The sequence below is a fragment of the Streptomyces sp. NPDC006207 genome (assembly GCF_040613835.1).
Taxonomy (GTDB): Bacteria; Actinomycetota; Actinomycetes; order Streptomycetales; family Streptomycetaceae; genus Actinacidiphila.
Window position 1 is genome coordinate 81,617 of the sequence record NZ_JBEXSX010000021.1, and the last position, 19,969, is coordinate 101,585.

Annotated in this window: 19 protein-coding genes and 1 riboswitch; of the genes, 3 read left to right on the forward strand and 16 right to left on the reverse strand. The window is 73.1% G+C overall.

Translation table 11 applies throughout. The features are described 5' to 3' along the window. Positions 1-20 precede the first annotated feature (20 nt). Positions 21-1,361, reverse strand: a complete 1,341-nt coding sequence (locus ABZ312_RS18915; RefSeq protein WP_500323360.1) for an aminotransferase-like domain-containing protein — start codon at positions 1,359-1,361, stop codon at positions 21-23. 134 nt (positions 1,362-1,495) lie between these two features. Between ABZ312_RS18915 and ABZ312_RS18920 the strand changes: the two genes are divergently transcribed. Beyond that, the gene (locus ABZ312_RS18920) at positions 1,496-2,305 is read left to right on the forward strand and encodes an alpha/beta fold hydrolase (protein ID WP_500438256.1); all 810 of its coding nucleotides are present in this window, start codon (positions 1,496-1,498) and stop codon (positions 2,303-2,305) included. Between the two features lie 30 nt (positions 2,306-2,335). On the opposite strand, the gene ABZ312_RS18925 is transcribed toward ABZ312_RS18920, so the two are convergent. The 3 genes from ABZ312_RS18925 to ABZ312_RS18935 all read right to left on the reverse strand — a co-directional run bounded on the left by ABZ312_RS18925 (position 2,336) and on the right by ABZ312_RS18935 (position 6,661). Then, a complete protein-coding gene (locus ABZ312_RS18925) occupies positions 2,336-4,492 on the reverse strand; it encodes a putative bifunctional diguanylate cyclase/phosphodiesterase (RefSeq protein ID WP_500323358.1) in 2,157 nt (718 codons plus the stop codon). After that, positions 4,489-5,304, reverse strand: coding sequence for an SAM-dependent methyltransferase (locus ABZ312_RS18930; protein ID WP_500323356.1), 816 nt, complete (start codon positions 5,302-5,304; stop codon positions 4,489-4,491). Before ABZ312_RS18930 ends, ABZ312_RS18925 begins: the two co-directional genes overlap by 4 nt. Before the next feature lie 205 nt (positions 5,305-5,509). Next, the gene (locus ABZ312_RS18935) at positions 5,510-6,661 is read right to left on the reverse strand and encodes a transglycosylase family protein (RefSeq protein WP_500438258.1); all 1,152 of its coding nucleotides are present in this window, start codon (positions 6,659-6,661) and stop codon (positions 5,510-5,512) included. Positions 6,662-6,663: 2 nt separating this feature from the next. Then, positions 6,664-6,855: riboswitch (cyclic di-AMP (ydaO/yuaA leader) on the reverse strand. 632 nt (positions 6,856-7,487) lie between these two features. On the opposite strand from ABZ312_RS18935, the gene ABZ312_RS18940 reads away from it, so the two are divergent. Next, positions 7,488-8,495 (forward strand): aldo/keto reductase, encoded by a 1,008-nt coding sequence (locus ABZ312_RS18940; protein ID WP_500323353.1) that lies wholly within the window; start codon positions 7,488-7,490, stop codon positions 8,493-8,495. A gap of 67 nt (positions 8,496-8,562) precedes the next feature. On the opposite strand, the gene ABZ312_RS18945 is transcribed toward ABZ312_RS18940, so the two are convergent. After that, positions 8,563-9,195, reverse strand: coding sequence for a GNAT family N-acetyltransferase (locus ABZ312_RS18945; RefSeq protein WP_500438260.1), 633 nt, complete (start codon positions 9,193-9,195; stop codon positions 8,563-8,565). A gap of 93 nt (positions 9,196-9,288) precedes the next feature. On the opposite strand from ABZ312_RS18945, the gene ABZ312_RS18950 reads away from it, so the two are divergent. Further along, positions 9,289-9,786, forward strand: a complete 498-nt coding sequence (locus ABZ312_RS18950) for a peptidylprolyl isomerase (RefSeq protein WP_499515533.1) — start codon at positions 9,289-9,291, stop codon at positions 9,784-9,786. Between the two features lie 61 nt (positions 9,787-9,847). On the opposite strand, the gene ABZ312_RS18955 is transcribed toward ABZ312_RS18950, so the two are convergent. The 11 genes from ABZ312_RS18955 to ABZ312_RS19005 all read right to left on the reverse strand — a co-directional run bounded on the left by ABZ312_RS18955 (position 9,848) and on the right by ABZ312_RS19005 (position 19,908). Then, positions 9,848-10,297 (reverse strand): phospholipase, encoded by a 450-nt coding sequence (locus tag ABZ312_RS18955; RefSeq protein WP_500323349.1) that lies wholly within the window; start codon positions 10,295-10,297, stop codon positions 9,848-9,850. Between the two features lie 264 nt (positions 10,298-10,561). Next, positions 10,562-11,236 carry a cytochrome b/b6 domain-containing protein gene (locus tag ABZ312_RS18960; protein ID WP_500323348.1) on the reverse strand — a complete coding sequence of 225 codons (675 nt, stop codon included), beginning with the start codon at positions 11,234-11,236 and terminating at the stop codon, positions 10,562-10,564. Continuing rightward, positions 11,220-11,930 carry a molybdopterin-dependent oxidoreductase gene (locus ABZ312_RS18965; RefSeq protein WP_500438262.1) on the reverse strand — a complete coding sequence of 237 codons (711 nt, stop codon included), beginning with the start codon at positions 11,928-11,930 and terminating at the stop codon, positions 11,220-11,222. Before ABZ312_RS18965 ends, ABZ312_RS18960 begins: the two co-directional genes overlap by 17 nt. Positions 11,931-12,012: 82 nt before the next feature. Continuing rightward, the gene (locus tag ABZ312_RS18970; protein WP_500438263.1) at positions 12,013-13,194 is read right to left on the reverse strand and encodes a 4-hydroxybenzoate 3-monooxygenase; all 1,182 of its coding nucleotides are present in this window, start codon (positions 13,192-13,194) and stop codon (positions 12,013-12,015) included. Between the two features lie 8 nt (positions 13,195-13,202). Further along, positions 13,203-14,378 carry a bifunctional 3-oxoadipate enol-lactonase/4-carboxymuconolactone decarboxylase PcaDC gene (gene pcaDC / locus ABZ312_RS18975; RefSeq protein WP_500323343.1) on the reverse strand — a complete coding sequence of 392 codons (1,176 nt, stop codon included), beginning with the start codon at positions 14,376-14,378 and terminating at the stop codon, positions 13,203-13,205. A gap of 154 nt (positions 14,379-14,532) precedes the next feature. Further along, positions 14,533-15,960 (reverse strand): 3-carboxy-cis,cis-muconate cycloisomerase, encoded by a 1,428-nt coding sequence (pcaB, locus tag ABZ312_RS18980; RefSeq protein WP_500323341.1) that lies wholly within the window; start codon positions 15,958-15,960, stop codon positions 14,533-14,535. Continuing rightward, on the reverse strand, positions 15,929-16,501 hold the full coding sequence (gene pcaG / locus ABZ312_RS18985) for a protocatechuate 3,4-dioxygenase subunit alpha (RefSeq protein ID WP_500323339.1): 573 nt from the start codon (positions 16,499-16,501) through the stop codon (positions 15,929-15,931). The genes pcaB and pcaG overlap by 32 nt, the downstream gene beginning before the upstream one ends. After that, a complete protein-coding gene (pcaH, locus tag ABZ312_RS18990; protein WP_500323337.1) occupies positions 16,498-17,280 on the reverse strand; it encodes a protocatechuate 3,4-dioxygenase subunit beta in 783 nt (260 codons plus the stop codon). The genes pcaG and pcaH overlap by 4 nt, the downstream gene beginning before the upstream one ends. Before the next feature lie 11 nt (positions 17,281-17,291). After that, positions 17,292-18,485, reverse strand: coding sequence for a thiolase family protein (locus tag ABZ312_RS18995; protein ID WP_500323335.1), 1,194 nt, complete (start codon positions 18,483-18,485; stop codon positions 17,292-17,294). Continuing rightward, on the reverse strand, positions 18,482-19,138 hold the full coding sequence (locus tag ABZ312_RS19000) for a CoA transferase subunit B (RefSeq protein WP_500323333.1): 657 nt from the start codon (positions 19,136-19,138) through the stop codon (positions 18,482-18,484). Before ABZ312_RS19000 ends, ABZ312_RS18995 begins: the two co-directional genes overlap by 4 nt. Continuing rightward, positions 19,138-19,908 (reverse strand): CoA transferase subunit A, encoded by a 771-nt coding sequence (locus ABZ312_RS19005; protein WP_500356706.1) that lies wholly within the window; start codon positions 19,906-19,908, stop codon positions 19,138-19,140. The genes ABZ312_RS19000 and ABZ312_RS19005 overlap by 1 nt, the downstream gene beginning before the upstream one ends. Positions 19,909-19,969: the final 61 nt, after the last annotated feature.

Sequence of the window (19,969 nt, forward strand, 5' to 3'; positions counted from 1 at the left end):
GGATTCGCCGCCCCTTGTGATCAGTCGGCGCAATTGTCCTCGGGACCGCCCCTGGCGATCCGCGCGAGGACGCCCAGCGCGTCGTCCAGGACCTGCAGGGACGGCGAGGCGAGGCCGATCCGTACGGCGTGCGGCGCGCTGCCGCGGCCCGCGGCGAAGGCGGCCGCGGGGGTGACGGCGATGCCCTGCCGGGCGGCGGCCGCGACGAAGGTGTCGGCGCGCCAGGGCCCGGGCAGCCGCCACCAGCAGAAGCAGGCACGCGGATCCGCCGCGACCGAGAACCCGGCGAGGCGCTCGGCGGCCATGCGGGCCCGCGCGGCCGCGTCGCGCCGCTTGGCCGCCACCACCGCGTCGACGGCGCCGTCGGCGATCCACCGGCAGGCGGCGGCCAGCGCGAAACCGGAGGCCGCGGTGCCCGCCGAGCGCAAGGCCGCGGAAACCGGGGCGGATAGCTCCCGCGGAGTGAGCACGACGCCGGCGGTGAGCCCGGGGGCGAGCCGCTTGGAGAGGCTGTCGACCAGGACCACGCGGTCGGGGGCGTATGCCGCGAGCGGCGGCGGGGCGTCCGCGGCGAGGAATCCCCAGACGGCGTCCTCGACGGCGTGCAGGCCCAGCCGGCCGAGGGCGCCGGCGAGTTCGGCCCGGCGGCCCTCCGGCATGGTGACGCCGAGCGGATTGTGCAGGGTGGGCTGGGTGTAGAGCGCGTGCAGCGGGGCGGCCCGGTGGAGTTCCGCGAGGGCGTCGGGACGCATCCCGTGCTCGTCGCAGGCGACGGGGACGAGGGCGATCCCGAGCCGTGTGGCGAGCGCCTTGACCACGGGGTAGGTGAGCGCCTCCACGGCGAGCCGGCCGCCGGGCGGGACGAGCGCGGCCAGGGCGGCGGCGATGGCCTGACGTCCGTTGCCCGCGAAGAGCAGCCGCCCGGGGTCGGGGCGTGGGCCGGTGCGGGCGAGCAGTTCGGCGAAGGCGTCACGCGCGGCCGGGGTGCCCGCGGCCGTCAGCGGGCGCAGCGCGGCGCCGAGGACGTCGGGGCGCTGCAGCGCGGCGAGCCCGGGGGCGAGCAGCTGCGACTGGCCCTCGGCGACGGGGTGGTTCAGCTCCAGGTCGATCCGCTGGGGTGCCGGCTCGGCGAGGGCGGGTCCCGTGGCGGGCGATGCGGCACGCACGAAGGTACCGCGTCCCACCTCGCCCACGACCAGGCCGCGGCGGGCGAGTTCGGCGTAGACGCGGATCGCCGTGGAGTTGGCGATGCCACGCTGCCGCGCGAAGGTCCGCTGCGGTGCGAGCCGGTCGCCGGGGCGCAGCCGTCCGGCGGCGATGTCGGCCGCCACGGCGTCCGCGACCGTGCGGTAGTCGTCCATCGGTGTTCCTCCTCCGAGGCAATTCCCGTATTGCACCGAGAGCAAAGATGCTATTGCACCGAGCCGGGAGGGGAACCTAGCATCGCGGTCAACTCCCCTGCGGGAAGGGGATCGTGCGAGACGAGGAGATCCCCTTGGCGACGGCATCGGTCAACGGCGTCACACTGGCGTACGACGTCGAGGGGGACGGGCCCGCAACCCCCCTGGTGCTGGTGCACGGCCATCCCTTCGACCGCTCGATGTGGGCCCCGCAGGTCCCCGCGGCGGCGGCCGGCCGCCGGGTGGTCGTGCCTGACCTGCGCGGCTACGGCGCGAGCGAGGTGGTCCCGGGGGTCACCCCGCTGGAGACCTTCGCCCGCGACATCGCCGCCCTGATGGACCGCCTGGGCGTGCCGGAGGCCGTCGTCGGCGGGCTGTCGATGGGCGGTCAGATCGTCATGGAGTTCCAGCGGCTGTTCCCCGGCCGGGTGGCCGGGCTCGTGCTCGCCGACACCTTCCCCGGCGCCGAGACGGCGCAGGGGCGGCGGGCCCGGGACGCGATGGCGGAGCGGCTGCTGGCCGAGGGGATGGACGGCTACGCCGGCGAGGTGCTCGACCGGATAATCACGCCCCGCAACGTGACCGCGCTCCCCGAAGTGGCCGCGCACGTGCTGCGGATGATGCGCGGCACCTCCCCCGAGGGCGCCGCGGCGGCCCTGCGCGGCCGGGCCCGGCGGCCCGACTACGGGGCCGTGCTGGCCGCGGTCCGGGTGCCCACGCTGATCGTGGTCGGCCGGGACGACGTGTACACCCCCGTCGCCGAGGCCGAGGCCATGCACGCGGCCGTCCGCGGCTCGCGGCTCGTGGTCGTCGAGGACGCCGGGCACCTGCCGAACCTGGAGCGGCCGGAGGAGTTCAACGACGCTCTGCGGCGGTTCCTCGACGTCCTCGACGTGCGTCCCTGAGCCGGTGGGCGCCGTACCCCGCCCGTGTGCTCAGGGCGTGGTGTCGACCAGCGAGAGCGAGTGGAGGCGGTCGGGCGGGCCGGGCCTCGCGTAGTACCAGCCCTGCGCGGTGTCGCAGCCCAGCGCGCGCAGGTGCTCGGCCTGGGTGCCGGTCTCGACGCCCTCCACCGTCACCGACAGCCCGAGGGTGTGCGCCAGGTCGACGACGATCTCCACGATCTTCACGTCCACCGGGTCGGCCTGCTGCTGCTGCATCCCGCGCGTGAAGGAGCGGTCGAGCTTGAGGGTGGTGATGGGCAGCCGGCGCAGCGAGGCGAGGTTGGAGTAGCCGGTGCCGAAGTCGTCCAGGGCGATGGCCATGCCGAGCTCGGCGAACTCCCGCAACGGGCGCAGCAGTTCCTCGTCGGCGCCGATGAAGGCGCTCTCGGTGACCTCCAGGCACAGCGCGGTCGGCTCCAGCCCGGCGTCCTTGATCACCGCGAGGGTCTCCGGGACGAGGCCGGGGTGGCCGAGCTGGGCTGGGGAGAGGTTGACGTTGATCCGCAGCGGGTGGCCGTCGCTGCGCGGGAACTGCCAGTCCCGGGCCTGCCAGGCGGCCTGCTGCAGCACCCAGTGGCCGAGCGGCACGATCAGCCCGGTGCTCTCGGCGAGCGGGATGAACTGGTCGGGACCGAGGATCCCGTGCACCGGATGGCACCAGCGCACCAGTGCCTCGGCGCCGCGGACGCTGCCGTCGCCGAGCCGTACCAGCGGCTGGTACTCGATGAAGAACTCGCCGCGCTCCAGGGCCGTCGGCAGCCGGTTGGTCAGCCCGTGCCGGGTGATGGCGCGCGCGTCGGAGTCGGGGTCGGCCAGCTCGAAGCGGTTCCCGCCCGCGGCCTTGGCCCGGTACATCGTGATGTCGGCGCTGCGCAGCACCTCGGCGGGGCCCAGGGAGCCGGCCTGGCCCTCGACGATGCCGATGCTGCACCGTACGGACAGCTCGCGGCCGTCCACCCGGATCGGGTCGGCCAGCGCGGCCAGGATCAGGTCGGCCAGGCCGGTGATGTCCGCGCGGCTGGCGGGGTTGACCACCAGTGCGGCGAACTCGTCGCCGCCGATGCGGGCCACGAGCTGGTCGGGCGAGGTGACGCAGGCCTGGAGGCGTTCGGCGACAGCGACCAGGAGCCGGTCGCCGATGGCGTGGCCGAGGCTGTCGTTGACGTCCTTGAAGCCGTCCAGGTCGAGGTAGCAGACGCCGACGCCCACGCCCTCGGGGCCGTTCAGCGTCTGCTCCAGTCGCTCGAAGAAGAGGTTGCGGTTGGCCAGGCCGGTGAGCGCGTCGTGGGTCGCCTCGTACCGCAGCCGCTCGCTGAGCAGGCGTTCCTCGGTGATGTCCTCCATCAGCGCGAGCATGTACTGCGGGGTCCCGCCGGCGTCGCGCAGCAGGGAGACCGTCAGGTTGGTCCACAGCGCGGTGCCGTCGGGCCGGTAGTAGGCCTTCTCGATGCGGTAGTGGTCGCGCTCGCCCCGGTTGAGCTGGCGCTGCATCTCCCAGACCTCGGGGGCGTCGTCGGCGTGCGCCCAGTCGTAGACGTTCCTGCTGCGGATGTGGCGTTCCAGGCCGCCGAACATGGTGGTGAGGGCGGCGTTGACGTCCAGGATGCGGCCGTCCATGTCGGCGATGCCGATGCCTATGGAGGCGTCCTGGAAGACCGCCCGGAAACGGACCTCGCTCTCGTGCAGGGCCTGCTCGGTGGCGGCCCGGGCGGCGAGCGCCGCCTTGGAGAGGGCCTCCTGCTCGGTCCGCGTGCGTTCCTGCAAGGCCCGGGCGTACCCGGCGGCCACCCAGTGCTGCAGGCGGTTGCAGCGGGTGCGGCCGTCCTCGGGGAACAGGGCGGGGCCGGGCGGGCAGTACAGCAGCAGGTAGGCGTCGACGACGTCGAGGATGCGGGGCAGCGCCTCGGGATCGGTGCAGTGCGCGGCCACGAGCGCGGCGCCGACCTCCGCGGCCGGGCGGGGGTCGAAGGGCTGCGCGCGCAGCGTGGCGTCGAGACGCGCGGCGAGCGGGAGCAGGTACTCCTCGAACTCGCCGCGTGTCATGGAGGTGGCGGTGGCCGGGTAGATCGCCCGGCTCCAGATGATCGCGAAGCGCCGCAGGCTGTCGGCGGGCTCCGGCTCCGGGCCGGGCTCCCTGCTCACGGTCACGCCTTGCGGCCGACGCCCGCGAACCCGCTGAAGACGACCGGGGCGAGCTCGTCGTCGTCCGTGCCGTCGGGGCGCCACAACGGCGCGGAGACCAGGCCGGGTTCGACGAGGTCGAAGCCGTCGAAGAAGCGCTCGACCTCGGCCCGCGACCGCATGATCAGCGGCGAGCTCGCGCTGCGGTAGACGTTCTCGACCCGCTCCCCCTCCTCGGGTCTGCGCGGGCCTCCCTCGACCGAGGCGTGGGTGACGACCAGCAGGCTGCCGGGGGCGATGGCGTCGCGCAGTTCGGCCACGGCCTTGGCCGGTTCGTCGGCGTCCTCGAGGAAGTGCAGGACCGCGACGAGGAGCAGCGCGACCGGGCGCTCCAGGTCGATGAGCCCGCGCACCTGCGCGCTGTCCAGGATGTCGCGGGGCGAGCGCAGGTCGGCGGCGACGATGGCGGCGTTCTCGTGGCCCTCCAGCACGGCACGGCTGTGGGCGACGGCGACCGGGTCGTGGTCGACGTAGACGACGTGCGCGCCGGGACTGGCGGCCTGGGCGACCTCGTGGACGTTGCCGAAGGTGGGGATGCCGGAGCCGATGTCGAGGAACTGGGTGATGCCCTGGTCGACGGAGTAACGCACGGCCCTGCGCATGAACGCCCGGTTGGCCTGCATGATCTTCGGCAGCCCCGGGAAGGCCTCGATGGCCCGCCGTCCCGCCTCCCGGTCGACCTCGAAGTTGTGCGAACCGCCCAGGTAGTAGTCGTAGATGCGGGACACGCTCGGCACGGAAAGATCGATCCCCTGGGGGGCCCAGGCAGGGCGTTCCATCAACGGCTCCAGCTCGTCGGCGATCAGGATTCGTGGTCGTGGACACGACCACGTGCGAGAGAGGCTACTGATCGACCGTTCGAGAGGACACAAGAAATGGAAATATTCGATCCGTTTTCGGTCACAGACCAAAGGCATGTGCCCTGTTCCCTACAAACGGGGAACAGGGCACAGCCTACCGACGGATGACGGTCGATCAGTCCGATCAGACGTTGACGCCGTGGGCACGCAGGTACGCCAGCGGGTCCATGTCGGAGCCGAAGTCGGGGGTGGTGCGCACCTCGAAGTGCAGGTGCGGACCGGTCACGTTGCCGGTGGCGCCCGACAGGCCCAGCTGCTGACCGGCGGAGACCGTCTGACCGGCCGAGACCGACAGCGCGGACAGGTGGGCGTACTGCGAGTACCGGCCGTCGGCGTGCTTGACGACGACCTGGTTGCCGTACGAACCGCCCCAGCCCGCGGAGACCACGGTGCCGCCGGCGATCGACTTCACCTTGGTGCCGGTAGAGGCGATGAAGTCGACACCGGTGTGGTAGCCCTTGGACCACATGGCACCGGCCTGGTGGTAGGCGGTGCCCAGGGTGACGCGGTCGAGCGGGGCGGTGTAGCCGGAGGTGCTGGCGGCCTTGGCGGCGGCCGGCTTGGCGGCCGGGGCGGCCTTCGCGGCCTTGGGCGCGCTCTTGGCGGCGGACTTCTCGCCCAGGGACAGGACCTGGCCCGGGTAGATCAGGTTCGGGTCGCCGCCGATGACCGACTCGTTGTTCGCGTACAGCTTCTGCCAGCCGCCCTCGACCGACCGGGCGTCGGCGATCTTGGAGAGGGTGTCGCCGCCGGCGACCTTGTAGGAGCCGCCGGTGCTCTTCGGCTCGGCGGTGGCGGCCTTCGGCGCCTCGGCCTTCTTGGCGGGGGCGGCGGGCTTGGCGGCCGGCTTCGCGGCGGTGCCGGAGACGCTCTGCGGGGTGGCCGACGGGTTGGCCATGGCCTTCGTCAGACCGGCCTTGGGACCGCACACGGGCCAGGCCTGCGGACCTTGGGTCGCGAGGACCTTCTCCGCGACGGCGATCTGCTCCGCCTTGGTCGCAAGGTCGGCGCGCGGGGCGTACTTCGTGCCGCCGAAGCCGGCCCAGGTGCTCTGGGTGAACTGCAGTCCGCCGTAGAAGCCGTTACCGGTGTTGATGGACCAGTTGTTGGTGCTCTCGCAGGCCGCGACCTTGTCCCAGACGCTCACGGGAGCGGCGTGGGCACCGGTGGCGCCGACGATCGGGAGCGCCACGGCGGCGCCGGTGGTGCCGGCCAGCGCGCTGATACGGGTGATGCGGGTGTTCCGCGGACGACGGTGCTTTCCCTTACCGGGCATGCCGAATTCCTCTCCGACGCCTGCGAGGTAAGCTGTCGGGTTCGGGCTGGAGATGCCCGGCCGCAATGGGGCATGCCAAATAAAGGCATGTCGCTGCGACTTCACCCCTAGCCGTCCCGAGACCAACGGGAACGGCAAACTACCTGGGTCCCCCGCTCCTGCCGTGCGGTCTTGTCATCCGGCGTCCGGGCAGCGGCAGGACTAGGCGTTCTACCCGGAAGAATCTCGCAGGAATTTGTCCTGCGAGATCTGGAAGCTAAACGACGGAATCGTCCCGGAGCAAGGACCGGAATCACGCCCCCCGGCGGACCGCAAGTCGATCATCCGCTTCTGTGACTTTAGGTGAGAAGTGTCCGCTCTGCGTAGGCGGAAAACTGTCCCACGGTAATTGCGTGATATCACCCGGTGAAATTCGGCGGGAAAATTAGACGCTGCGTGGCCCGTGGCCTCCGCTGCGTGTTCGGCGCGTGACACCCATCACGCATCGATTCCCTACGCATGCACTGTGGACGCATATGTCCGGTTAGGCGGCTTAATGCCGGATAAGGCAGGACGCGTTCCGGTCCAACCCGCCCCGGACCGCGCCGTCCTGAGGTCCCCCGGAGGAACACCCCCCGGATCCAACCGCCGAGGGGGGTCCGCGATTCCCGGACGGGCCGCGCCGAGGCGTTCCGCGGTGTGGCGTGCGCCACAACCACCCCTCCGGCGGGGCGAGAAGGGGACGTGCACGACGGCCGCCGTCCGGAGAACGGACGTGACAGCGCCGATTGGGCGACGGTAGCCTCCCAATCCCGCACATTTTCTTACATCGCCCGGGAGACCTCGCGTGCCCTACCTCGCCGCCGACGACCGCTACGCCTCGATGGAATACCGCAGGACCGGGCGCAGCGGGGTCCTGCTGCCCGTCGTGTCCCTGGGCCTGTGGCACAACTTCGGCGACACCTCGCCGTTGGAGAACCAGCGCGCGGTGCTGCGCCGCGCCGTCGACCGCGGCGTGGTCCACATCGACCTGGCCAACAACTACGGCCCGCCCGCCGGCTCGGCCGAGGCCAACTTCGGCACCCTGTTCGCCCAGGACTTCCGCCCGTACCGCGACGAGCTCTTCATCGCCACCAAGGCCGGGTACGACATGTGGCCGGGACCGTACGGCGAATGGGGCAGCCGCAAGTACCTGCTCTCGTCGCTGGACCAGTCGCTGGGCCGCATGGGCCTGGACCACGTGGACGTCTTCTACTCGCACCGCTTCGACCCGGACACGCCCCTGGAGGAGACCATGGGCGCCCTGGACTCCGCGGTCCGCCAGGGCAAGGCCCTGTACGCCGGCATCTCCAACTACCCCGCCGAGGCGCACCGCCGGGCGACGGAGATCCTGCGCGAGCTGGGCACCCCGCTGCTGATCCACCAGGCCGCCTACAGCATCCTCCAGCGCGACCCGGAGGCCGGGGTCCTCGACGCCGTCGGCGACACCGGCACCGCGCTCATCGCGTACTCGCCGCTCGCCCAGGGCCAGCTCACCGACCGATACCTCCAGGGCGTGCCGGCCGACTCGCGGATGGCGCTCGGCCACTTCCTCAAGCGCGACGCCCTGACCGAGCGGAAGCTCACCTTCCTGCACGCCCTCAACAAGCTCGCCGGCGAGCGCGGTCAGACCCTGGCGCAGCTGGCCCTGAGCTGGGTGCTGCGCGACCCGCGGGTCGTCTCCGTCCTCATCGGCGCGAGCAGCGTCGCCCAGCTCGACCAGAACCTCGCCGCCCTCGACGCGGGCCCGCTCACCGCGGACGAGCTCGCCGAGATCGACCGCCTCTCGGCGGAGGCGGGCGTCCGCATCCCGTAACGGCCGCTCCGCACGTACGGAAGGGCCGGCCCCCGCAGGGGCCCGCCCTTCCGCGTCGGTGCCCGGCTCAGGCGAGACGGGCCTCCAGCGCGGCGCGGACGCCGGGCCACTCGCCGGCGACGATGGAGTAGTACGCGCTGTCGCGGACGGTGCCGTCCACGGCGAGGGTGTGGGCGCGGCGGATGCCCTCGAAACGGCCGCCGATGCGCTCGATCGCCGCGCGGGAGCGCGCGTTGCGCGCGTCCGTCTTCAGGGTGACGCGCAACACGTCCCACACGTCGAACGCGTGGGTGAGCAGCAGCAGCTTCGCCTCGGTGTTGCAGGGGGTGCGCTGGGCGGAGGCGCCGAGCCAGGTGCTGCCGATCTCGGCGACGGTGGGCACCGCGCCGCTGCGGGGCACGGAGCGGCCGGCGGGCCAGGCGGGGGTGGCCGTCCAGTGGTCGAGGTCGAGGAACCGCGTGGAGCCGATCAGGGCGCCACGCTGGACGTCCCGCACGGCGAAGGGGAGCGCGGCCCCGGTCGCCTGGTCCTGGAGGGCCTCCTCGACGTAGCGCGCCATCGCCTCGCGGTCGGCCGGCACCTTTGTGTAGGCGTAGGTGTCGCGGGATTCGTCGGCGGCGCGCAGCAGCCCGTCCGCGTGGACGGCGCTCAGCGGCTCCAGGCGGACGTGCTTGCCTTCCAGGGTCACGGGTTCGGGCATGCCCCGGATGCTGGTGTCCGGCCGGGTCACCCGTCAAGCGCGTTTCCGCGGGGCGCGTCGGAGGCCGGGCGTGATGGATGCGAAAATGGGGGCATGAACAGCAACGACGTGTTCTTCGACATCACGATCGACGGCGAGCCCGCCGGACGGATCGTGTTCACCCTGTTCGACGACGTGGTCCCCAAGACCGCGCGGAACTTCCGTGAGCTCGCCACCGGCGAGCACGGCTTCGGCTTCGAGGGTTCGCACTTCCACCGCGTGATCCCCGACTTCATGCTCCAGGGAGGCGACTTCACCGCCGGCAACGGCACCGGTGGCAAGAGCATCTACGGTGAGAAGTTCGCCGACGAGAACTTCCAACTCAAGCACACCAAGCCCGGCCAGCTCTCCATGGCCAACGCGGGCCCGAACACCAACGGCTCGCAGTTCTTCATCACCACGATCGTCACCGACTGGCTCGACGGCAAGCACGTGGTCTTCGGCGAGGTCGTCGACGGCATGGACGTCGTCAAGAAGATCGAGTCGCTCGGCTCCCGCACCGGCGCGACCAGCGCCCGCGTCGAGATCGCCAAGTCCGGTACGGTCGCCTGACCCGGCTCCGCGAAGCGGCCCGGCACCGGAACGACCGGTGCCGGGCCGCTCGGCGTACGGGTCAGCCGAAGGCCTTGACCGCCTGGTAGTAGGTCCAGGCGGTGCTGTTGCAGGCGGTCGCGGTGGCGCCGCTGTAGCCGGCGCAGATGCGCTTGAGGTCCTCGTAGAAGGCGCTGTCGAGGCGGCTCTTGTTGGCGGAGAAGGAGCCCATCGCCTTGTAGTTGCGGTAGCCGAAGTCGTGCCGGGCGCAGGAGTTCTGGAACGGGAAGCCGAAGGGGTTGTCCGGGGAGCTGCTGCAGTAGTCGGTGGACCAGTCGAAGCCGTAGGCGGCCCAGGCGCCCTGGTTGCCGCGGGCGGACCACCAGGCGTTGTAGCTCGAGGCGCTGGTCTGGGTCCAACCGGCGAGCACCTGGGCCTTGTCGGCGGGTGCGGCCTGGGCGGGGACGGTGAAGACGACGGTGGCGACGGCGGCGACCGCGGTGGCGGCGAAGCCGGTCGTGATTCGGCGCATGGGGACTCCAGTCACTGACGGGCGCGGTGTGACGCGCGGGCATGGCGGTGCAACCGGATGCGGAACCGAACAGGTGGTACTGGTGTGCGAAGCCAGGATGGGGCCCCAGGGGTCTATGCGAGTAGATGCCGGACGGCAAAAATTACATGAACATGACGACGCGCCGCCGACGGCGGGCGTCGACGGCACGTCAAGAAGCTGACACCGTTGTCTGGTTCACTGACCCGCTGGACCCGCGGGCCGCGCGTCTGCCCCTACGGGGCGTCAGGCGGCGGGGGTGCGCGGCCGGTCCCCGGGCTCCCCGGACCCGCCGTGCTCCCCAGGCTCCTCGGACTCCGTACGCTCCCACCGCGGATGGTGGCGGCGCGCCCATTCCGGCGTGACGAACCCGGTGCGCATCCCCAGCCGCGCCTGCGGGTCGTCGGCCGCCATCCACAGGTGTCCCGCGACCACCACGGCCACCGCCAGGGCCAGCCAGTCGTGGACGAAGGTCGCGCCGGTACGCCACACCAAGCCGCTCAGGTGCGGGAACATCATCAGCAGCCCGGTGCCGAGCATGACGAGCACCGCGCCCGCGGCGAAGGACGCGTACAGCTTCTGCCCGGCGTTGAATTTCCCCGCCGCACGACGGTCGTGGGGGACGCGGCGCAGCGCGTCCCGAAGCCAGCCCCGGTCGTAGGGGGCGAACCGGTTGAGCAGCCGCAGGTCGCGCCGGAAGGCGCGGGAGGCGAGGCCCGCGAGGGCGGGCAGCGGCAGGGCGATGCCCGACCATTCGTGCACGGTGACCACCAGCCGCCTGCGGCCGACGAGTTCGGCGAGCGGGGGCAGGTAGAGGGCCGCCGCCGTGCAGAGGCAGACCAGCATCAGGGCGGCCGTGCTGCGGTGCACCCAGCGCTCGCCGCGGGTGAAGCGGCGCACGGTCTCAGGACGTGGGGTCATCGTGGCGTCCGTTCGAGCGGCCGACCCAGGCGTCGACGTCGTAGCCGTAGTGCTCCCAGTAGCCGGGCCGCACGTCCCGGGTGACCTCGATGCCCGAGAGCCACTTGGCGGACTTGTAGAAGTACATCGGCGCCACGTAGAGCCGCACGGGGCCGCCGTGGGCCGTGGTCACCGGCTTGTCCTGCATCCGCAGGGCGACCAGGACGTCGTCCCTGACGGCCTGTTCGAGGGTGAGGCTCTCGCTGTAGACCCCGTCGAAGCAGGTGAAGCGCACGGCGCCGGCACCGTCCCGCACGCCCGCGAGGTCGAGGAGGTGGGACAGCCGCACCCCCTCGAAGGGCGTGCCCGGCACGCGCCACCCGGTCACGCACTGCACGTCGCGCACCATCCTGGTCTGCGGCATCGCCCGCAGTTCGGCCAGGGTGTGGGCGGCCTTCCGGTCGACGAGGCCGGAGACGGTGAGGCGGTAGTCGGTCGCGTCCCGGTGGGGAACGGAGTCCGCCACGTTGTAGATGCGGAAGCCGCCGCCCCCGGGGAGCAGTCCGCTGAGCCCGGTGGGGTCCTTCCCCGCCACCTGGGAGAGCGCCGAGTCCAGTCCGTCCTGCGCGCGGCTGCCGAACGCCACCCCCAGGGCGCCCAGCCCGAGCATCCCGAGCACCACGCGCCGGCCGACCGGCGTGCCCTTGCCTTCCATACCCCTCACCGTAAGCCCGCGCGAGGCGGTTGCGGACCGCCGGGGCCGCACGTAAGCAAGGCGTAAGAGGTTCGGTCCCGGGCTAACCGATCTCCAGGCCCGCGTAGTTCTCGGCGAGTTCGGCCGCCGCGTGCGGGGAGGCGGCGATGCGGTCGAGCTGGGAGATCTGCAGCCGGGTGTCGAAGTCGCTCTGCGCCGGGTCGGTGTGCAGGGTCGTGGTCATGAACCAGGAGAAGTGCTCGGCACGCCACACCCGCCGCAGGCAGGTGTTGGAGTAGGCGTCGAGCAGGGCGGAGGAACCGGTCTCCGCCAGGGCGGCGAAGGCACGGGCCAGGACGATGACGTCGGCGGCCGCCAGGTTGAGGCCCTTGGCGCCGGTCGGCGGCACGATGTGCGCGGCGTCGCCGGCGAGCAGCACGCGGCCCCAGCGCATCGGCTCGGTCACGAAGCTGCGCATCGGCAGCACGGCCTTGGAGGTGATGGGACCGCGCTCCAGCTTCCAGTCCCCGTCGAGGGCGAAGCGGGCGTCCAGTTCGCCCCAGATCCGCTCGTCGGACCATTCGGCGGGATCGGTGCCGCTCGGCACCTGCAGGTAGAGCCGGCTGACCTGGGAGGAACGCATGCTGTGCAGCGCGAAACCGCGGGGCGAGTGCGCGTAGATCAACTCCTCGCAGGACGGCGCGACGTCGGCGAGGATCCCCAGCCACGAGAAGGGGTACACCCGCTCGTACGTCCGCCGGGCGTGCTCCGGGACCGCCGCGCGCGTCACGCCGTGGAAGCCGTCGCAGCCGACGACGTAGTCGCAGGTGAGGGTCTTCTCCCGGCCCTCGTGGCGGTAGCGGACCACCGGGCGGTCCGTATCGGCCCCGTCGACCGCGTGCACAGGGGCGCCGAACAGCAGCGGCGCCCCGTCCTGGAGATGGAGGGCGATCAGGTCCTTGACGACCTCGGTCTGGGCGTAGACCCACACGCGCCGTCCGCCGGTGAGGGCCGGGAAGTCCAGTCGGTGGGAGCGGCGGTCCCAGCGCAGCTCGATGCCGTCGTGGACGAGGCCCTCGCGGTCCAGGCGCGCGCCCGCGCCGGACGAGCGGAGCACGTCGACCGTGCCCTGTTCCAGGATCCCGGCGCGCTGGCGCTGCTCGACGTACTCGCGGTCGCGGCTCTCCAGGACGACGCAGTCGATGCCGGAGCGATGGAGCAGACGGGCCAGCAGGAGGCCTGCGGGACCGGCGCCGACGATGGCGACGGTGGTGTGGTGCTGCATGTGTTCTCCTACTCCTCTTCTTCCTCGAGGATGCGGTTCGCCACGGCGAACGCGGCGTTGGCCGCGGGAACGCCGCAGTAGACGGCGGACTGGAGCAGGACCTCCTGGATCTCCTCCCAGGTCAGGCCGTTGTGCCGCGCGGCGCGCACGTGCATCGCCAGCTCGTCCAGGTGGCCGTGGGCCACCAGCGCGGTGAGGGTGATGCAACTGCGGGTCCTGCGGCTCAGGCCCGGCCGGGTCCAGATCTCACCCCATGCGTAGCGGGTGATGAAGTCCTGGAAGGGGGCGGTGAAGGCGGTGGTGCGGGCGACCGCTCGGTCGACGTGCGCGTCGCCGAGCACGGCACGGCGGACGGCCATGCCCTCGGTGTGGCGGGCGCCGTCGTCGGCGGCCGGCTCGGTGGCGAAGTGCTGCAGGAGCGCCGCGAGGACGGGGGCCGGGCGCTCGACGCCGGCCAGGTGGGCGGCGTGCGCCACCTCGGTGAGGCTCGCCCCGGGGATGCCGTCGGCGAGGACACGGGCGTCCGCGACCGGGGTCGCCGGGTCGCCGCGGCCCGCGACGACGAGGGTGGGCGCGGTGATCCGGGACAGGTCGGCGCGTACGTCGTAGGCGGCGAGGGCGTCGCAGAGGGTCGCGTACGCCTCCGGGTCGGCGGCGCGCAGGTCGTCCAGGAGGGCGCCGACGGCGGGGTCGCCGGCGAACTCCGGGGTGAACCAGCGGGTGGCCGCGGTGTCGGCGACGGGTCCCGTGCCCTTCGCCCTGACCAGGGCCGCGCGTTCCCGCCAGCCGTCCGGGTCGCCGAAGTCGGCGGAGGAGCACACGATCGCGAGCGCGGCGACCCGTTCGGGGTGGTGGATCGCGAGCCAGGTCCCCACGGCCCCGCCGAGGGAGACGCCGGCGTAGGCGAAGCGGTCGGCGCCGAGCGCGTCGGCGAGGGCCAGCACCGAGCGGGCCAGGTCCTCGACCGTGCCGCCCTCCGGGAGCAGCGCGGCGGGGCTGCCGCCGTGGCCGGGCAGGTCCCAGCGGATGACGCGGTGCCCGCGGGCGAGGGCGGGGACCTGCGGGTCCCACACGGCGAGCGAGGTGCCCAGGCTCGGCCCGAGGATCAGCGGCGGCAGGCCCGGCGCGCCGTCCACCCGGTGGTGCGGCAGTCGGGGCTCCACGGCCTCGTGCGGCGTGCTCATGCGGGCTCCTCGCGGATGGTGCTGACGGGTGCGTACGGCGGTGTCACGGCGCCCATTCAGGGCCCGGCGGCCGGGCGGGCGCCCGCCCGGGCCCGAAGTCCCCCGGACATGGCGTACCCCGATCGGCCCGGGTCGCGGAAGGGGGCGGGGGCGGTCACGAGGACGTCCCCGGGGCGGGACGGCGCAGGGCGCGGTCGACGAGAGCGCCGGCCGACCCCGTGTAGCGGGTGGGGTCGGTGAGCTCCCGGAGGCGTCCCTCGGGGAGGAGGCCGCCGAGGGCCGGCTCCTGCGCCAGGGCGTCGTCGAGGGCGATCCCCTCCTCGGCGACGCGTCTGGAGGCCCGTGCGAGGGCGGACTTGGCCTCGCCGCGGCCCATGAGAGCGGTCAGGGCCGCGGCGAGACGTTCGGTGACCACCAGACCGCCCGTCGTGCCGAGGGTCTCGCGCATGCGGTGCGGGTGGACGCGCAGGCCCGCGGCGAGTCCGGCGGCGTCACGGGCGGCGCCGCCGACGAGGCGCAACGCCTCGCGCAGGGGCTGCCATTCGGCGTGCCAGGCGCCGGCCGGGCGTTCGTCCTCCGCGGCCAGGGAGCCGTACAGCACGGCGGCGAGCGCCGGCACCTGGCGGGCCGTGGCGGCGATGAGCGTGGCGCGGACGGGGTTGGCCTTGTGGGGCATGGCCGAGGAACCCCCGCCGGCGCCCTCGGTGACCTCGCCGACCTCGGTGCGCGACAGCACCAGTACGTCGGCGGCGACCTTGCCCAGCGCGCCCGCCGCGAAGGCGAGTGCCCCGGCGAGGTCGGCGATGGGCGTCCGCAGGGTGTGCCAGGGGAGAACGGGTTCCGCCAGCCCGGTCTCGGCGGCGTAGGCGGCGAGGAGCCGCGGAGCGGCGGCGGCGTTCGCGCCGGGGGCGGTGCCGTCCGCCTCGGCGAAGGCGCCGAAGGCGGCGAGCGTGCCCGCGGCACCGCCGAGTTGCACGGGCAGGTCGCCGCGGACGGCGGTCAGCCGGTCGTACGCGTCCAGGACCAGGGAGCGCCAGCCGGCCGCCTTGAGTCCGAAGGTGGTGGGGACGGCGTGCTGCGTCAGCGTGCGTCCGGCCATCGGGGTGTCGCGGTGCTCCGTCGCGAGCCGTCCGAACGCCCCGGCCGCGGCGGCGAGGTCGTCCAGGACAGGGCCCAGCGCGCGGGACGCGACGAGCATCGCCGCGGTGTCCAGGATGTCCTGGCTGGTGGCGCCGCGGTGCACATAGCCGGCGGCGTTCGCGTCCCGCTCCCCCACCGCCTCGGTCAGGTCGGCGACCAGCGGGATCACCGGGTTGCCGCCGGCCCGGGCGCGCAGCGCGAGGTCGCGCGGGTCGAACCGGCCGGGCTCGGCCGCGGCGGCGGTCACCGCGGCCGCCGCGGACACCGGCGCGAGACCCAGCGCGGCCTGCGCCCGGGTCAGTGCGGCCTCCGCGTCGAGCATGCCCCGTACGAAGGCCGCGTCCCCGGTCGCCTCCTCGGCGGCCGACCCGGCCCGGACCGGGGAGAGCAGGCCGACGTCCGCGGCGGGGTCAGTCGAAGGCAAGGAAGACCGTCTCCTCATGCACTCCGTCGTACTGGAGCCGGACGTCGAAGCGGTGGACGCGCCCGCCCTCCGGAGTGGCGACCAGGGTGGCACGCCGCTGCGGCTCCAGGGAGCCGAGCAGCGGGTCCCCCTCGGCGTCGCGGAGGTAGACCCGGGTGTGCAGGTGGTGGAGGAGACCGCGGGCGAAGACGATCAGCGACAGGTACGGGACGCCGCCGGGCGGGAACGTGCGGATCACGTAGTGTCCGTCCGCGTCGGTGGCGACGCGCCCGAAGCCGGTGAAGACCAGTCCGTCGCGCCCGAGGACCGCCCCGGTGACCTGGTCGCGGCGCAGCGAACCGGGGGCGCCGTGCCGGGAGCCGTCGGGGGCGGGCTGCCAGACCTCGATGAGCGCGTCGGGGACGGGCTGCCCCGCGCCGTCGTAGACCCAGCCGTGGACGGTGACGGTGTCCGGGTGCCCGGCGGGGGCGAGGTCGCCGCCCTGGGGGAACGGCAGCGCGTAGCCGTAGAAGGGGCCCACGGTCTGCGAGGGCGTGGGGGCGGGTGCCTCGCCGCTCATCGACCCTCCTCGATCCAGGTGGCGGCCGGGCCGTCCAGGACGATGTCCCAGCGGTAGCCGAGCGACCATTCGGGGGTGGACAGGTCGTGGTCGTACGTCGCGACCAGCCGCTGCCGGGCCGAGTCGTCCGTGACGGACTGCAGGATCGGGTCGTACGCGAAGAGCGGGTCCCCGGGGAAGTACATCTGGGTGACCAGGCGCTGGGTGAACGCCGGGCCGAAGAGCGAGAAGTGGATGTGCGCCGGGCGCCAGGCACCCAGGTGGTTGCGCCAGGGGTAGGCGCCGGGCTTGATGGTGACGAACGCGTAGGTGCCGTCGTCCCCGGTCAGGGTGCGGCCGACACCCGTGAAGTTCGGGTCCAGCGGGGCGGGATGGTCGTCCCGCTGGTGCGCGTAGCGACCGGAGGCGTTGGCCTGCCAGATCTCGACGAGCTGGCCGCGCACGGGCCGGCCCGCGCGGTCCAGGACGCGCCCGGTGACCTTGATGCGCTCGCCCAGCGGCTCGGCCTGGTGCTGCCGCGTCAGGTCGTGGTCGAGGGCGGTGACGTCGGTGACGCCGAAGACCGGGCCCGAGAGCTCCACGGCCTCGGGGTCGCCGGCGGCCGGCCCCGCCGCCACCAACGGGCGCTTGGGATGGCGCAGGACGCTGCTCCGGTAGGGGGCGTAGCCGCGGTCGGGGTGGTCCTCGGCGGCGCCGCCGTCGGCACGTCGCTTGGCATAGGCCGCGCGCTCGTCGGCGATCTCGGCGGAGATCTCGCCCTGGGTGAGGGGGCTGCTCATGCGGAGGGCTCCTACCTTTCCAGGACGAGGGCGAGACCCTGCCCGACGCCGATGCACAGGGCGGCGAGGCCGGTGCCCGAACCCGCGGCCGCGAGCTGGTGGGCGACGGCGCCGGCGATGCGGGCGCCGGAGGCACCGAGCGGGTGGCCGACGGCGATGGCGCCGCCGCGCGGGTTGACGATCGAGGGGTCGAGCTCGGGCCATCCGGCGAGGCAGCCGAGCACCTGCGAGGCGAAGGCCTCGTTGAGCTCGACGGTGCTGAGGTCGCCGAAGCCCTTGCCGGCCTTGGCCAGCGCCTTGCGGACGGCCTCGACGGGGGCGAGGCCGAAGTAGTCGGGCTCGATGCCGGTGACCGCCGAGGCGCGGATGCGCGCGAGCGGCTCGCGGCCGGTGGCCTTCAGGCCCTCCTCGTCGACGACGAGCAGCGCGGCTGCCCCGTCGTTGAGGGGCGAGGAGTTGCCCGCGGTGACGGTGCCGCCGTCCTTGCGGAAGGCGGGCTTGAGGCGGGCGAGCGCCTCCATGGAGGTGGTGTCGCGGATCGTCTCGTCGCGCGGCAGGTCCACGCCGTCGACCGGGACGACCTCGGCCTCGTACAGGCCGTCCTTCCAGGCGCGGGCCGCCTTCTCGTGGCTGGCGACGGCGAAGGCGTCCTGCTGCTCCCTGGTGATGCCGTGCCGGTCGGCGATGAGCTCCGCGCTCTCGCCGAGCGGGATGGTCCACCGCGGGTCCATCCTCGGGTTGACCATGCGCCAGCCGAGGGTGGTGGAGTACAGCTCCTGGTGGCCCGCGGGGAAGGCGCGTTCGGGCTTGGGCAGCACCCAGGGGGCCCGGCTCATGGACTCCACACCGCCGGCGATGGCGACGGAGACGTCGCCGACGGCCACGGCGCGGGCGGCCTGGATCACGGCCTCCATGCCGGAGCCGCAGAGCCGGTTGACCGTGGTGCCGGGCACGGTGACGGGCAGCCCGGCGAGCAGTGCGGCCATCCTGGCGACGTTGCGGTTGTCCTCGCCCGCCGCGTTGGCGTCACCGAAGAAGACGTCGTCGATCCGGGCCGGGTCGAGCTCGGGCGTACGGGCCACCAGCGAGGCCACGACGTGCGCCGCGAGGTCGTCGGGACGCACTCCTGACAGGGCGCCGCCGTACTTGCCGACCGGGGTACGGACGGCGTCGACGACGTACACCTCACGCAGCTGCCCGCTCATCGGGCGCTCCCTTCTGCGGCGACGGCGACGTGCACCGGGGCCGCGGTCTTGTCCAGGATCTCCTGCGTGGTGACGCCGGGGGCGGTCTCCACGAGGACGAGTCCCCCGTCGGTGACGTCGAGGACGCCCAGGTCGGTGATGATCCGGTCCACGCAGGCCCGGCCGGTGAGCGGCAGCGCGCACTCCTGGAGGATCTTGGGGCTGCCGTCCTTGGCGGTGTGGGTCATGGTGACGATGACCCGCCGGGCGCCGTGCACCAGGTCCATCGCGCCGCCGATGCCGGTGACGAGCTTGCCGGGGACGGCCCAGTTCGCCAGGTCGCCGCGGGCGGAGACCTGCATGGCACCGAGCACGGCGGTGTCGATGTGACCACCGCGGATCATCCCGAAGGACAGCGCGGAGTCGAAGAAGGCCGCGCCGGGCAGGACGGTGACGGTCTCCTTGCCCGCGTTGATCAGGTCGGGGTCGACCTCGTCCTCGTCGGGGAAGGGGCCCGTGCCGAGGATGCCGTTCTCGGACTCCAGGATGACCTCGACGCCCTCGGGGAGGTGGTTGGGGATCAGCGTCGGCAGGCCGATGCCGAGGTTGACGTATTCGCCGTCGCGCAGTTCCCGGGCCGCGCGGGCGGCCATCTCGTCGCGTGTCCAGGCCATCAGGCCCGCACCTCCCTGGCCGTGACCGTACGGAATTCGATCTTCTTGTCGGCGGCCTGCTCCGGGGTGAGCGCCACCACGCGCTGGACGAAGATGCCGGGCAGGTGCACCTGGTCGGGGTCGATCGCGCCGGGCTCGACGAGTTCCTCGACCTCGGCGACGGTGATCCGGCCGGCCATCGCGGCGAGCGGGTTGAAGTTGCGGGAGGCCTTGTTGAAGACCAGGTTGCCGTGGCGGTCGCCCTTGGCGGCGCGGACGAGCGCGAAGTCGGTGGTGATGCCGCGCTCCAGGACGTACTCGACGCCGTCGAACGCGCGCACCTCCTTCGGCTCGGAGGCCAGTGCCACGCCTCCGTCCCCGTCGTAGCGCCAGGGCAGGCCGCCCTCGGCGACCTGGGTGCCGACGCCGGCCGGGGTGTAGAAGGCGGGGATGCCGCAGCCGCCGGCGCGCAGGCGCTCGGCCAGGGTGCCCTGCGGGATCAGTTCGAGTTCCAGCTCGCCGGCCAGGTACTGGCGGGCGAACTCCTTGTTGGCCCCGATGTAGCTGCCGGTGACACGGGCGATGCGGCGCGCGGCGAGCAGGACCGCGAGGCCCGAGTCGAGGGCGCCGCAGTTGTTGGAGACGACGGCGAGACCGCTGACCCCGGCTTCGTAGAGGGCCTGGACCAGCGTGTTCGGCACGCCGCTCAGGCCGAAGCCGCCGACCGCCAGCGACGCGCCGTCCTGGACGTCCGCTACGGCCTCAGCGGCCGAGGCGACCACCTTGTCCATCCTGCGCCCACCTTCTTGTTCGTCCAGTGAACTTAAGTTCACAATTGCTTGTGCCCGAGTG

What these genes read in the sequence shown, in the direction of transcription:
- ABZ312_RS18930 (WP_500323356.1), bottom strand. Translation starts at nt 5,304, where the DNA reads ATGGAACGCCCTGCCTGGGCCCCCCAGGGGATCGATCTTTCCGTGCCG.
- pcaDC (WP_500323343.1), bottom strand. Translation starts at nt 14,378, where the DNA reads ATGAGCACGCCGCACGAGGCCGTGGAGCCCCGACTGCCGCACCACCGG.
- ABZ312_RS19000 (WP_500323333.1), bottom strand. Translation starts at nt 19,138, where the DNA reads ATGGCCTGGACACGCGACGAGATGGCCGCCCGCGCGGCCCGGGAACTG.
- ABZ312_RS18915 (WP_500323360.1), bottom strand. Translation starts at nt 1,361, where the DNA reads ATGGACGACTACCGCACGGTCGCGGACGCCGTGGCGGCCGACATCGCC.
- ABZ312_RS18995 (WP_500323335.1), bottom strand. Translation starts at nt 18,485, where the DNA reads ATGAGCGGGCAGCTGCGTGAGGTGTACGTCGTCGACGCCGTCCGTACC.
- ABZ312_RS18965 (WP_500438262.1), bottom strand. Translation starts at nt 11,930, where the DNA reads ATGGAAGGCAAGGGCACGCCGGTCGGCCGGCGCGTGGTGCTCGGGATG.
- pcaG (WP_500323339.1), bottom strand. Translation starts at nt 16,501, where the DNA reads ATGAGCGGCGAGGCACCCGCCCCCACGCCCTCGCAGACCGTGGGCCCC.
- ABZ312_RS19005 (WP_500356706.1), bottom strand. Translation starts at nt 19,908, where the DNA reads ATGGACAAGGTGGTCGCCTCGGCCGCTGAGGCCGTAGCGGACGTCCAG.
- ABZ312_RS18935 (WP_500438258.1), bottom strand. Translation starts at nt 6,661, where the DNA reads ATGCCCGGTAAGGGAAAGCACCGTCGTCCGCGGAACACCCGCATCACC.
- ABZ312_RS18970 (WP_500438263.1), bottom strand. Translation starts at nt 13,194, where the DNA reads ATGCAGCACCACACCACCGTCGCCATCGTCGGCGCCGGTCCCGCAGGC.
- ABZ312_RS18955 (WP_500323349.1), bottom strand. Translation starts at nt 10,297, where the DNA reads ATGCGCCGAATCACGACCGGCTTCGCCGCCACCGCGGTCGCCGCCGTC.
- ABZ312_RS18960 (WP_500323348.1), bottom strand. Translation starts at nt 11,236, where the DNA reads ATGACCCCACGTCCTGAGACCGTGCGCCGCTTCACCCGCGGCGAGCGC.
- ABZ312_RS18950 (WP_499515533.1), top strand. Translation starts at nt 9,289, where the DNA reads ATGAACAGCAACGACGTGTTCTTCGACATCACGATCGACGGCGAGCCC.
- pcaH (WP_500323337.1), bottom strand. Translation starts at nt 17,280, where the DNA reads ATGAGCAGCCCCCTCACCCAGGGCGAGATCTCCGCCGAGATCGCCGAC.
- pcaB (WP_500323341.1), bottom strand. Translation starts at nt 15,960, where the DNA reads ATGAGGAGACGGTCTTCCTTGCCTTCGACTGACCCCGCCGCGGACGTC.
- ABZ312_RS18945 (WP_500438260.1), bottom strand. Translation starts at nt 9,195, where the DNA reads ATGCCCGAACCCGTGACCCTGGAAGGCAAGCACGTCCGCCTGGAGCCG.